The sequence below is a fragment of the Amycolatopsis sp. NPDC058278 genome, from assembly GCF_042881395.1.
Taxonomy (GTDB): Bacteria; Actinomycetota; Actinomycetes; order Mycobacteriales; family Pseudonocardiaceae; genus Amycolatopsis.
Genome location: NZ_JBHVXZ010000072.1, coordinates 17,051 through 29,354 on the forward strand (window position 1 = coordinate 17,051; position 12,304 = coordinate 29,354).

Below are 12,304 nucleotides of genomic sequence, written 5' to 3' on the forward strand. Positions count from 1 at the left end.
CCCGCCGGTGAGCAGGATGTCCCGCATGGCCGGGATCAGCTTTCTCGACGAGCACCGCACGTGGGTGCTGACCGGGAACTCGAGCACGTACGCGCTGCGGCTCGACGAAGACGACGTCCCGGCCCACGTCTACTGGGGGCCCGCGCTGTCCGACGCCGAAGTCGTCGAGCTGGCCGGGAAAACGCTTCCCTGGTGGGACGGGTTCAACGACCCGAACGAAGGGCTCGCCGAACTCGCCGCCGACGGCGGGACCCGGTACTGGACGCCCGCCCTGCTGGTCCGGTTCGCCGACGGGACGCGAGCTCTCGAATGGCGGTACGAGGACCACGAAATCACCGCCGATCACCTGTTGGTCCACTTCGCGGACCGGCATTACCCGCTGCGGATCGCCCTGCACTACCGGCTGCGCGGCGCGGTCCTCGAACGCTGGACCGAGCTGAGCGCCGACACCGACGTCGAGGTCGTCCGGGCCGACTCGGCCACCTGGGCGTTGCCGGTCTTCGAGGACTACCGGTGCAGCCACGTCACCGGCCGCTGGGCGGCGGAGACGCAGCTGCACCGGTCACCGGTGCCGCACGGGGAAACCGGCTTCGGGAGCCGTCGCGGGATCACCGGCCACCACGCCAACCCCTGGGTGATGGTCGACGACGGCACGGCGACCGAGCGCCACGGCGAGGTCTACGGCGTCGCGCTGGCCTGGAGCGGCTCGTGGCGCCTGACCACCACCCGTTCGTCGACCGGACGGCTGACGGTCAGCGGCGGTTTCGGCCAGGAGGGCGTCGTCCACCGCGTGGGACCGGGCCGTCCGCTGACCACCCCGGTTTCCGCCGGGCTGTACACCGATGGCGGGTTCGGCGCGGCGAGCCGCGCGTGGCACGCCTACGTCCTCGAGCACGTCCTGCCCCACCCGGAAGAACTGCGTCCGGTGCTCTACAACTCGTGGGAGGCCACCGGATTCGACGTCACCGAGGCGGGGCAGCGCGCGCTCGCCGAGCGGGCGGCGGCGCTCGGCGTCGAGCTGTTCGTGATGGACGACGGCTGGTTCGGTGCGCGCACCGGCGACCACGCCGGGCTCGGCGACTGGCAGGTCAACCGCGCCCGCTTCCCCGACGGGCTCAAGCCCCTCGTCGACGCGGTGCACGGGCTCGGCATGCGGTTCGGCATCTGGGTCGAACCCGAGATGGTCAACCCCGACAGCGACCTCTACCGCGCCCACCCGGACTGGGTGCTGCACCACCCGCACCGGCGCCGCTCGCAGCTGCGGCGGCAACTGGTGCTCAACTTCGCGCGCCCGGACGTCGCCGGGTGGGCGCACGAATGGCTCGACCGGCTCGTCGGCGAGCACGGCGTCGACTTCCTCAAGTGGGACATGAACCGGCCGTTCAGCGAAGCGGGCTGGCCCGGCGAAAGCGACCAGGACCGGCTGTGGGTCGAGCACACCCGCGCGGTGTACGCGCTGCTCGACCGGCTGCGCGCGGACCACCCGCGGCTGCGGATCGAGTCCTGCGCGGGCGGCGGCGGGCGGATCGACCTCGGCGTGCTGGCCCGCACCGACCAGGTCTGGACCTCCGACAACACCGACGCGCTCGACCGGCTGCGGATCCAGCACGGCTACGGCCAGCTCTACCCCGCCCGCGCGATGGCGGCCTGGGTCACCGACAACCCCAATTTCGTCACGGCCCGTTCGGCGCCGCTCGAGTTCCGGTTCCACGTCGCCATGGCCGGCGTGCTCGGCCTCGGCGGCGACATCGTGCACTGGCCCGCCGACGACCTCGCCGCGGCGCGGGATCTCGTGGCGCTTTACAAGGACATCCGGCCGGTCGTGCAGCACGGCGCCCTGCACCGGCTCCGGCCACCGGCCGACGACGGCGTGACCGCGCTCCAGTACGTGCACGGCGATCGCGTGGTCGTGTTCGAGTACCGGCAGGCCGCGCACTTCGGCGAGCCGGCGCGGCCCCTGCGGCTGGCCGGTCTCGATCCCGCTCACCGGTACCTGGATCCGGACTCCGGGGCCACGCACAGCGGCGCCGTGCTCCTCGCCCGCGGACTGCCGCCCGGCCTCCCGACCGGCGACTTCGCCAGCAGAGTCGTCCGCCTCAACCGGGTAAAGATCTGATCTATCCGGCCATTCGCCGCACTTTCGACGGTATTCGACGCTTGACACTCCAGTAAACGTCCGATCGAATGCCTCATACATCACATATGGTGGGTGACGGAAGGCGGCGGTCATGAGACGGTTCCTGACGCTGGGAGCAGCGGCGCTCCTGGCGGTGAGCGCGTGCTCGGTCGGATCGAACACCGGCGGTGGCGGCGACGCGGAGATCACCTTCCTGACGTTCGAAACCCCGAACCTCACGCCGGCCTACTGGGACGCCGCCATCAAGCGCGTCACGGACAAGAACCCGGGCGTCAAGGTCAAGAAGCTCGTCGCCCCGACCGCCGACGGGCGGACGTCGTACGCGAAGCAGCTCCTGCAGTCGGGCCAGTTCCCCGACGTGATGATCGCCGTCGACTCGGCCGGCTTCGCCGAGGCGGGCAACCTCTACGCGTGGACCCCCGAGGAGCTGAAGGACTTCCAGTTCCCGCAGGCCAACCCGGTCAACGGCAAGTACTACCAGCTGCCGGCGAACACCCAGACCATCCCGCCGGTCTACTACAACAAGAAGATGTTCGCCGACGCGGGCATCGCGGCGCCGCCGAAGACGTGGGACGAACTCGTCGCCGACGCCGGCAAGCTCAAGGACAAGGGGTACGCGCCGTTCACCATCGGCGGCGGCAAGGACGGCTTCCCGTCGTCGATGATCCTCTCCGGACTGGTCAGCACCGAGGTCTACGACTCGATGCCGGACTGGCTCACCCAGCGCCGTCAGGACAAGGTGAAGTTCGCCGATCCCGTGTTCCAACACGCGTTCGCGAAGCTCGCCGACCTCGCGGCGAAGGGGTACGTGGACAAGACCAGCGTGTCCCGCGACTACGCGGCGACCGAGCAGGCGTTCCTCGACGGCCAGGGCGCGATGTACCCGATGGGCAACTGGTTCGCCGCCAACGCCGACTCGAAGAAGCACGACTTCGAGGTCGGTGTCTTCGACTTCCCCACCGAGGACGGCAAACTCGTCGTCCCCGCCTACACCGGCGGTGGCATGATCGTCAACGCCAAGGCCGCGAACCTCGACGCCGCCCGGAAGTTCGCCCTCGGTTTCCAGCTCGACAAGGACCAGCTGGACGCCTCGGTGAAGGCCGACGGCCTGTTCCCGGCGATCAAGGGTTACACGCCGCCGCCCGGCGTCGGGGCGAGGTTCAAGGCCGGCTACGACCTCTACACCCAGGCCGTGCAGCAGAACGCCGTGGTGCACGCGTTCCGCTGGGAGACCGCCGACGACGGGCTGCTGCCCGGGATGAAGGACAAGGTCGACCAGGCCGCCCAGGACGTGATCACCGGCCGCAAGTCCGTGGCCGACGCGTGCGCGTTCCTGGACACCGAGTGGGCGAAGGCGGGCTGACGTCCTTGACCGCCGTCGCCGCTCCCCCCGCCCCGCCCCGCCCGGTTGCCCGCCGCCGCCGACGTCGGCCGGTCTTGCCGCGGCTGGCGCACTTCGCGTCGTTCGGCGCGCCGGGCGTGCTCGTGTACCTGTGTTTCGTGATGGCGCCGATCCTGATCAGCTTCGGCTACAGCCTGACGAACTACAACCCGTTCCACCCGCCGGTGAAGTTCGTCGGCTTCGACAACTACCGGCTGCTGTTCACCGACGCGCAGTTTCTCACCGCGCTGCGGGTGACCACGGTCCTGACGCTCATCGTGGTGGTCGTCCCCAACGTGCTGGGCCTCGGCGTGGCGCTGCTGCTGGACCGGAAGGGCTGGCTGTACAACGCTTTGCGGAGCGTGTTCTTCACGCCGGTGATCCTCAGCTCGGTGGTGGTGTCGATCGTCTGGTCCCGGCTGCTCGACGACCGGGGGCCGCTCAACAGCCTGCTGCGCGGCCTGGGTGTCGCGCACCCGCCGGGGTGGCTGTCCGATCCGGACGTGGCGCTGTACTCGGTCGCGTCGATCGTGTGCTGGCAGATGCTCGGGTTCTGCGTGGTGGTCTACCTGGCCGGGCTGCAGGGGGTACCACCGGAGCTGCTGGAGGCGGCGGAGATCGACGGCGCGGGGCCGTTGCGCCGGTTCCGCGCGGTGACGTGGCCGCTGCTGGCGCCGTCGCTGACGATCAACACGGTGGTGCTGCTGATCTCGGCGTTCAAGACCTACGACTACGTCAAGGTGATCACCAACGGCGGCCCGGGTTCCGGCGCCACGGCGACGATCGCGTTCGACGTCCTGCAGACGGGGTTCGACTCGAACCACGTCGGGTACGCGTCCGCGATGGCGGTGCTGATGCTGGTGATCGTGGCGCTGGTGACGACGGTGGTGCTGAACTTCCTCCGCCGCCGGGAGGTGGACCTGTGACCCGGTTGCCGCTGCGGCCGGCGGTCGCTTTGCTGGTCAGCGCGGTCTTCTTCGTGCCGTTGTATCTGGTGCTGGCCAACGTGTTCAAGCGGGGTGAGCTGATCGCGAAGGAGCCGGCGTCGCTGCCGCTGCCGCCGACGTTGGCGAACATCCACGCGGTGCTGACCCGGCCGGACGGGCTGTTCTGGGTCAGCTTGACCAACAGCGTCGTCGTGACGGTGCTGTCGATCCTGGTCCTGACGGTGTTGTCCGCGATGCTCGGTCACTACCTGGCGCGCTCGGGCAAGCGGTGGACGAAGGTGCTCACCTTGGTCCTGCTGGCCGGGTTGATGATTCCGCCGCAGGTCATCCTGATCCCGATCACCGACGTCCTGCGCGTGACGCATTTGATGGCCACCCTGCAGGGGCTGATCCTGTTCAACGTGGGGTACTACGTGCCGTTCGGGGTGTTCGTGTTCACGGGGTTCATCCGCGGCGTGCCGGTGGAGCTGGAGGAGGCGGCCCTGCTCGACGGCGCGAGCCGCATGCAGGTGTTCTGGCGGGTGGTGTTCCCCCTGCTCCGCCCGGCAACGGCATCGGTGTTGATCTTCTTGGGCGTGTGGATCTGGAACGACTTCATCGACCCGCTGATCATCTTGGGCCCCAGCCAGGGAACAACGATCACGACGGGCATCTACCGGTCGATCGGCCAGTACCAGGCGGATCTGGGGAGCGTGTTCGCGCTGATGTTCCTGGCGACGCTGCCGGTGTTGATCTTTTATCTGGCGCTGCAGAAGCAGTTCGTGAAGGGCTTGACCGGCGGGGCCACAAAGGGGTGAGGCGCTCTCCTGCGAGAGCAGTGCTCTCGCATCTGAGCACCGCCCTCTCGTTGCATGCGGCCAGTGCTCACATTCGAGAGCACTGCTCACTCGCGACTGCGGGAGGTGCTCAGATGCGAGAGCACTGCTCGCACCCGCAGAGCGCGGCGCTCACCCTCGAGAGCACCGCTCACCCTCGAAAGCGGGCAGCGCTCCCACTCGAGAGCACCGCTCTCACTCCAACGACGAGCAGTGCTCGCGTTCGAGAGCGCTGCTCACCCGCGACAGCCAGCACCGCTCACCATTGAGAGCGCTGCTCACAACGAACCTCAACCCAGTGCTCCAATCGAGAGCACTGCTCACCAGCGCCGAGGGCCGAGGGCCGAGGGCCGAGGGCCGAGGCGAGAGCCGCACCCACCGCAGATCACAGCTCGCTGACCTTCCCGCCCTCAACCACCAACCGGCGCGTCACCTGCACAGCATCGAGCATCCGCCGATCATGCGTGACCAGCAGCAGCGTCCCCGGATACTTGTCCAGCGCCGCCTCCAGCTGCTCGATCGCCGGCAGATCGAGATGGTTGGTCGGCTCGTCCAGCACCAGCAGGTTGACCCCGCGCGCCTGCAGCAAGGCGAGTGCCGCCCGCGTCCGCTCGCCCGGTGAGAGCGTTGCCGCCGAGCGCATGACGTGCGCGGCCTTCAGGCCGTACTTCGCCAGCAGCGTCCGCACCTCCGCGTCCGCCAGCTCCGGCACCTCGCGGGCGAACGCCGAAAAGAGCGGGACGTCACCCAGGAACAGCCGCCGCGCCTGGTCGACCTCGCCGACCACGACGCCCGGTCCCAGTGCGGCGGTCCCCGCGTCCAGAGCCACCCGGCCGAGCAGCGCCGCCAGCAAAGTCGACTTGCCCGACCCGTTCGCCCCGGTGATCGCGACCTTGTCCGCCCAGTCGATCTGCAGGTCGACCGGCCCGAGCGTGAACCCGCCCCGCCGGACCACCGCGCCACGTGAAGTCGCGACCACCGCCCCGGCCCGCGGGGCCGCGGCGATCTCCATCCGCAGCTCCCACTCCTTGCGCGGCTCCTCGACGACCTCCAGCCGCTCGATCATCCGGTCGGTCTGTCGCGCCTTCGACGCCTGCTTCTCCGTGGCCTCGGAGCGGAACTTGCGCGCCGCTTTGTCGTTGTCCGGCTGCTTCCGGCGGGCGTTCTTGACGCCCTTCTCCATCCACGCCCGCTGCATCCGCCCGCGCGCCTCGAGCGACGCCTTCGTGTCGGCGAACTCCTCGTACTCCTCGCGCGCGTGCCGCCGGGCGACTTCGCGCTCCTCGAGGTACGCCTCGTACCCGCCGCCGTAGACGTTCACCTGCTGCTGGGCCAGGTCCAGCTCGACGACGCGGTCGACGGTCCTGGCCAGGAACTCGCGGTCGTGGCTGACCAGCACGGTCGCCGCGCGCAGACCCGAGACGAATCGCTCCAACCGGGCCAGGCCGTCCAGGTCGAGGTCGTTCGTCGGCTCGTCGAGCAGGAAGACGTCGTAGCGGCTCAGAAGCAGCGAAGCGAGCCCCGCGCGCGCCGCCTGGCCGCCCGAGAGCGACGTCATCGGCTGGTCCAGGTCCACGGCCAAGCCGAGGTCGGCGGCCACTTCGGCGGCCCGGTCGTCGAGGTCGGCGCCGCCGAGGGCGAGCCACCGGTCGAGCGCCGTCGCGTACTGGTCGTCCGCGCCCGGCGAGCCTGCGGTGAGTGCCTCGGTCGCCTGATCGAGGTCGGCCTGGGCCGCCGAGACGCCGGTGCGCCGCGCCAGGAAGGCCCGCACCGACTCGCCTTCGCGCCGTTCCGGCTCCTGCGGCAGGTGCCCGACGGTCGCGGCCGGCGGGTTCAGCCGGACCTCGCCGCTGTCCGGCTTCGCGAGCCCGGCGAGGGTCCGCAGGAGGGTCGATTTGCCGGCGCCGTTGACCCCGACCAGGCCTACGACGTCCCCGGGCGCGACGACGAGATCGAGGCCGGAGAAGAGGGTGCGGTCACCGTGGCCGGCGGCCAGGTCCTTCGCGACGAGAGTTGCGCTCATGAGGTAACCGAGTCTACGACGCCGTCGTGAACTGTCAGATCAAGGTCAAAACCACCGGCTGTGTGTGTCCCGTGGCGCTTTGATCACTCAGTGTGGGTACCCTGTTCGGTTGTCAGTCCCGCAGCGCAGTGAGGTCGGTGAACAGCATGGGCGAGCCCGCTCCCCCGGTCACCCTCGGCCGCAGGCCGAAGCCGAGGGAAGGCCGGTCGTCCGCGCCACGGCCCACGGTGAGCCGGCGCCGCGAGGTCAGTCACGCCAGCGCGCGGTCGCTGCTGATGACCGTCCTCGGCGAGTACGCGCTGCCCCGGGACAAGCCGGTCTGGACGTCGATGCTGGTCGAGGTGCTGGGCATCCTCGACATCGAGGAGAAGTCCGCGCGGCAGGCGCTGGCCCGCTCCGCCGCCGAGGGCTGGGTGGTCTCCGAGCGCGTCGGGCGCCGCGTGCGCTGGTCGCTGACCCCGCCGGGGCGCCGCCTGCTGACCGAGGGCGCCGACCGGATCTACGCGTTCGGCCGCGAGGAACGCCACTGGAACGGGCAGTGGCTGATGCTGATCGTCTCCGTGCCGGAGGCCAAGCGCGACCTCCGGCACCGGCTGCGCACCCGCCTGACCTGGGCGGGCTTCGGCTCGCCGGTCGCCGGCGTGTGGGTCAGCCCGGACCTGTCCCGGCAGCGCGAGGCCCAGCAGATCGTCAACGACCTGGGCCTGGAGGCGCAGGCGATGTCGTTCACGGCCGCGTACGGAGAGGTCGGTGAACAGGAGTCCATGGTCGCCCGGTCGTGGGACCTGAGTGAGCTGAAGGACCGCTACGAGGACTTCATCGACCGCTTCACCGGCCTGCACCCGACCGGCGGCCGCGCGGTGCTGCGCGCGCAGACCGAGCTGGTCCACGAGTGGCGGCGGTTCCCGTTCCTCGACCCGCAGCTGCCCGCCGAGCTGCTCCCGGCGAAGTGGAGCGGGACGAAGGCGGCGGAACTGTTCCATCACAAACACGTCGACTGGCGTCCCGAGGCCCAGCAGTATTGGGACGACATCGTCGAAGCCGAAGAAGCAGGGTGAGCAATGACTGAGCAGGTCCGCCTCGATCGTGACGGCGGGCTCGCCGTCCTGACCGTCGATGCTCCGCCGTTGAACCTCTACACGGCTTCGCTGCAGTCCTCGCTCGCCTCGGCGATCGGCGAGCTGGAGGCCGAACCCGCGCGGGCGCTGCTGATCCGCGCCGAAGGCAAGATCGTCAGCGGCGGTGTCGACGTCTCGCTGTTCGACGCCCAGGGCTCGCCCGCCGAGGCGAAGGTGCTCTTCGACGAGATGCTCGCGGTGCCGGACCGGATCGCGGCGCTGCCGTTCCCGACGGTGTTCGCCGCCCACGGCCTGTGCTTGACCTGGGCGTTCGAGGTGGCCGTGGCCTGCGATGTCATCCTCGCCGCCGAACGCGCGAAGTTCGGCCTGGTCGAGAAGGTCGTGGGCCTGACGCCGACGATGGGCGGCACCCAGCGGCTCGCCGCGCGGGCCGGCGTGGGGCGCGCCAAGGAGTTCGTGATGACCGGCGACACCTACGACGCCGCGACCCTGGAACGCTGGAACGTCGTCAACCGCGTCCTGCCGAGCGAGGGTTTCGACGACGCGGCGCGGTCGTTCGCCCGCCGGCTGGCCGAGGGACCGACCCGCGCCCACGCGGCGACCAAACGCGTCCTCGACCACTTCTCGGCCGGCGGCGCCCCCGAGGCGAACGCGCACATCACGACGATCGCGGCCGAGCTCTTCGAGACCGAGGACCTCCGCAACGCGGTGAAGTCGTTCCTCGCCGACGGACCGGGGAAAGCGACCTTCTCGGGGCGTTAACCGTCCGTTCGGACACCGGTTGCCGCCGTTCAGACCTGCGCGGTTCTCCCCGCACCGGGTTACGTTCGATGTGGTCTAGACCACATCGTCCCCGCCTCGTGCCGCTTGGAGAACCGCCATGAGACGCACTCCCGCACGACTACGCTCCGCACTCGCCGCCTTGCTCATCGCACTCGGCGGCACCGCGGCGCTCGCGCCACCCGCCGCCGCAGCCGGTTCGCTGACCGCCACCCTGGCGATGAACGGCACCACCGGCACCTACACCGTCGCCAACACCGGAACCGCGTCGGTGAGCAACTGGGCGATCACCTTCACGCTGCCCGCCGGCGTCACCGCCTCGACCGGCGAAAACGGCACGGTGACGCAGAACGGCACCCAGGTCACGCTGACCCCCGCCTACTACATCGCGACGCTGGCGCCGGGCCGGAACACCTACCCGTACAGCCCGACTTTCCGGCTCAGCGCCGCCGCGACGCCGACGCAGTGCCGCGTCGACAACGCCAACTGCGACGGTTCACCGGACACCCCGCCGGGCGCGCCGGCGAACCTGCGCCTGGTCGCGAAGACGACCAAGACGGCCGCGCTGGCGTGGAACGCGTCGGCCCCCGGGTCGCTTCCGGTGACCGGGTACGACGTCTACCAGGGAGTTTCCCTGGCCGCGTCGGTGACCGGGACGAGCGCCACGGTGTCCGGGCTCGCTCCGGGCACGGCCTATTCGTTCACCGTGAAGGCGAAGGACGCCAAGGGGAACACCTCCCCGGCGAGCACTTCTTTGGCCGTGACGACGAACAACCCGTCCGATGACACGCAGCCGCCGTCCGCACCGAGCGGGCTGCGCTCGACGGCCGCCGATGCGGGCAGCGTCTCCCTGGCCTGGACGGCGTCGACCGACAACACCGGCGTGGTCGGCTATGACGTCTACCGTGGGTCCAGTTTGGCCACGACGGTGACCACGACCTCGGCGGTGGTGACCGGTTTGGCACCGTCCACTTCGTACACCTTCACGGTGCGCGCCCGTGACGGCTACGACAACGTGTCGGCGCCGAGCGCCGCGGTGACCGCCAGGACCGGCGACATCGTCTCGGGTTACGCGAAGGTCGGGTACTTCGTGCAGTGGGGCATCTACGGGCGCCAGTACTTCGTGAAGAACCTCGAGACTTCGGGTGCGGCGGCGAAGCTGACGCATCTGCTGTACGCGTTCGAGAACATCGATCCGGTGAACCTGACCTGCCTGTCCGGGGTCACCAAGGGCACCACGGCCAACCCCCAGGATCCTAGCCAGGGGGACGGCGCGGGTGACGCCGAGGCCGATTACTCGCGGCCGTTCGCGGCGGCGCAGTCGGTCGACGGCGTGGCCGACACCGGCTGGGAGCCGCTGCGCGGCAACTTCAACCAGCTCAAGAAGCTCAAGGCGAAGCACCCGAACCTGAAGGTGCTGGTTTCCCTCGGCGGCTGGACGTATTCGAAGTACTTCTCCGACGTCGCGGCCACCGACGCGTCGCGCAAGAAGTTCGTCTCGTCCTGTGTGGACACCTGGCTCAAGGGCAACATCGCGCCGTACGGCGGCGCGGGCGGGCCGGGCACCGCGGCCGGCATCTTCGACGGGATCGACCTCGACTGGGAGTGGCCCGGCAGCGCCGACGGCCACCCGGGCAACCACTGGAGCCCGAACGACAAGGCCAATCTGACCGCGCTGATGGCGGAGTTCCGCACGCAGCTGGACGCCTACGGCGCAACCACCGGCAAGCGGTACCAGCTGCACGCGTTCACCCCGGCCGATCCGGCGAAGGTCGCTTCGGGCTGGGACGTCTTCAAGATCTTCACCTACCTGGACGTCGCGAACGTGCAGGGCTACGACTTCCACGGGTCGGGCAGCGACAATTCGTGGGAGCCGGACCGCACCGGCCACCAGGGCAACCTGTACGCCGACGCGGACGACCCGTACAACTTCCACTTCAGTGCGGAAAGCGCGATCAACGCGTACACGAGCGCGGGCGTCGACCCACGGCGGCTGACCCTCGGCCTGGCGTTCTACGGCCGCGGCTGGCAGGGCGTCGCCGACGGTGGAAAGAGCGGCGAGTGGCAGTCGGCAACCGGCGCGGCGCCGGGCCAGTTCGCCGAGGAAGCGGGCACCCGCGGCTACGCGAACCTGGTGGCGGCCGTACCGGCCTGCACGGTCCACCACGACACGGCAGCGGTGGCAACCTCGTGCTACACGGGCAACGGCGGCCAGTGGTGGACGTTCGACGACGCCTGGTCGATCGGGCTGAAGACCACGTGGCTCAAGTCGCGCGGCTTGCTCGGCGTGATGGCATGGGAGATGTCGGGCGACACCGGCGCGCTGATGAACGCGGTGACCGCCGGGCTCGGCTGAGGTGTTCGTTCAGCCCGCTGAACGCCCCTGTTCGGCGGGCTGAACACCTTCCTTGGGCTCAACACCCGATAGGCATCGCAATGACAGACCCGGACCCACACAGCCGACGCGGCTTGATCGCGGGTTACGGTCCTGTCCGCGTGTTTCCGCAGGTCAGAAGGACCGCGGACCCTGGTTGCAGGGCCCTTCGGAGAGCGCGCTAGAGTACTTCTCACGCACTCAGCGAGTGCGGGTCCGGGCTGTGGCGCAGTTTGGTAGCGCACTTGACTGGGGGTCAAGGGGTCGCAGGTTCGAATCCTGTCAGCCCGACGGACACATGAAGCCGCTTGATTTGGGCGAAGGCCCAGGTCAAGCGGCTCTTTTGTGCTCCGCTCTCGATCTTGTAGTTGATCATGACCAGGCCTCCTTGGGGACCACCGTCAAGTTTGAGTGTGTGCAGCGCACTTGACTGCGACAAAACAGCGCCAGGCAGCCGTACGCCGACGAGTGAACCTCACCGATGACCTGGCACCAGAAGCCGTGTGCCACCCGCGGGCGTGGGTGGCACCGAGCACGGTATTCGAGCGCTTCGAACGTCAGCGGCGGACACGGTCAACAGGCCGCCGAACGGCACAGTGCTCCAGCGTGAATTCCGACGTTCGACAGCGGGCCGGAAGATCGCGACGACGGCAGGATTCGTGCTGACGTCGCTGCCAATCGGACATGGGTCCGGCAGAGAAGAATGCACATAATGAACGCTCCGCCTTGAACAAGGCGGAGCGTGTCAGCGGCCAGTCGGAATTCCCC

The 12,304-nt window shown here is 69.5% G+C and carries 8 protein-coding genes and 1 tRNA gene; 8 read left to right on the top strand and 1 reads right to left on the bottom strand.

Annotation, left to right across the window (positions count from 1 at the left end):
* Window positions 1-25 precede the first annotated feature (25 nt).
* The 4 genes from ACFVYA_RS31420 (at window position 26) to ACFVYA_RS31435 (ending at window position 5,262) form a co-directional block, all read left to right on the top strand.
* Entirely contained in the window at window positions 26-2,116 is a 2,091-nt protein-coding gene (locus ACFVYA_RS31420) for an alpha-galactosidase (RefSeq protein WP_387050128.1), read from the top strand.
* Window positions 2,117-2,228: 112 nt separating this feature from the next.
* A complete protein-coding gene (locus ACFVYA_RS31425; protein ID WP_387050129.1) occupies window positions 2,229-3,500 on the top strand; it encodes an extracellular solute-binding protein in 1,272 nt (423 codons plus the stop codon).
* Window positions 3,482-4,444, top strand: coding sequence for a carbohydrate ABC transporter permease (locus tag ACFVYA_RS31430; RefSeq protein ID WP_387050131.1), 963 nt, complete (start codon window positions 3,482-3,484; stop codon window positions 4,442-4,444). The genes ACFVYA_RS31425 and ACFVYA_RS31430 overlap by 19 nt, the downstream gene beginning before the upstream one ends.
* Window positions 4,441-5,262, top strand: coding sequence for a carbohydrate ABC transporter permease (locus ACFVYA_RS31435; protein WP_387050132.1), 822 nt, complete (start codon window positions 4,441-4,443; stop codon window positions 5,260-5,262). Before ACFVYA_RS31430 ends, ACFVYA_RS31435 begins: the two co-directional genes overlap by 4 nt.
* Window positions 5,263-5,665: 403 nt before the next feature.
* Here ACFVYA_RS31435 and ACFVYA_RS31440 read toward each other — a convergent pair whose 3' ends face one another.
* On the bottom strand, window positions 5,666-7,303 hold the full coding sequence (locus ACFVYA_RS31440; protein ID WP_387050133.1) for an ABC-F family ATP-binding cassette domain-containing protein: 1,638 nt from the start codon (window positions 7,301-7,303) through the stop codon (window positions 5,666-5,668).
* 146 nt (window positions 7,304-7,449) lie between these two features.
* Here ACFVYA_RS31440 and ACFVYA_RS31445 point away from each other — a divergent pair, with 146 nt between their 5' ends.
* From ACFVYA_RS31445 to ACFVYA_RS31460, 4 genes are all read left to right on the top strand, one after another.
* The gene (locus tag ACFVYA_RS31445; RefSeq protein ID WP_387050136.1) at window positions 7,450-8,361 is read left to right on the top strand and encodes a PaaX family transcriptional regulator C-terminal domain-containing protein; all 912 of its coding nucleotides are present in this window, start codon (window positions 7,450-7,452) and stop codon (window positions 8,359-8,361) included.
* Window positions 8,362-8,364: 3 nt separating this feature from the next.
* Window positions 8,365-9,144 carry an enoyl-CoA hydratase/isomerase family protein gene (locus tag ACFVYA_RS31450; RefSeq protein ID WP_387050138.1) on the top strand — a complete coding sequence of 260 codons (780 nt, stop codon included), beginning with the start codon at window positions 8,365-8,367 and terminating at the stop codon, window positions 9,142-9,144.
* Between the two features lie 160 nt (window positions 9,145-9,304).
* Window positions 9,305-11,518, top strand: coding sequence for a glycosyl hydrolase family 18 protein (locus ACFVYA_RS31455; protein WP_387050170.1), 2,214 nt, complete (start codon window positions 9,305-9,307; stop codon window positions 11,516-11,518).
* Window positions 11,519-11,753: 235 nt separating this feature from the next.
* Window positions 11,754-11,827: transfer RNA gene (locus ACFVYA_RS31460), tRNA-Pro, on the top strand.
* Window positions 11,828-12,304 lie beyond the last annotated feature (477 nt).

Excerpts from the sequence above, each read along its gene's own strand:
- ACFVYA_RS31440 (WP_387050133.1), bottom strand. The coding sequence starts at position 7,303 with ATGAGCGCAACTCTCGTCGCGAAGGACCTGGCCGCCGGCCACGGTGAC.
- ACFVYA_RS31420 (WP_387050128.1), top strand. The coding sequence starts at position 26 with ATGGCCGGGATCAGCTTTCTCGACGAGCACCGCACGTGGGTGCTGACC.
- ACFVYA_RS31445 (WP_387050136.1), top strand. The coding sequence starts at position 7,450 with ATGGGCGAGCCCGCTCCCCCGGTCACCCTCGGCCGCAGGCCGAAGCCG.
- ACFVYA_RS31450 (WP_387050138.1), top strand. The coding sequence starts at position 8,365 with ATGACTGAGCAGGTCCGCCTCGATCGTGACGGCGGGCTCGCCGTCCTG.
- ACFVYA_RS31425 (WP_387050129.1), top strand. The coding sequence starts at position 2,229 with ATGAGACGGTTCCTGACGCTGGGAGCAGCGGCGCTCCTGGCGGTGAGC.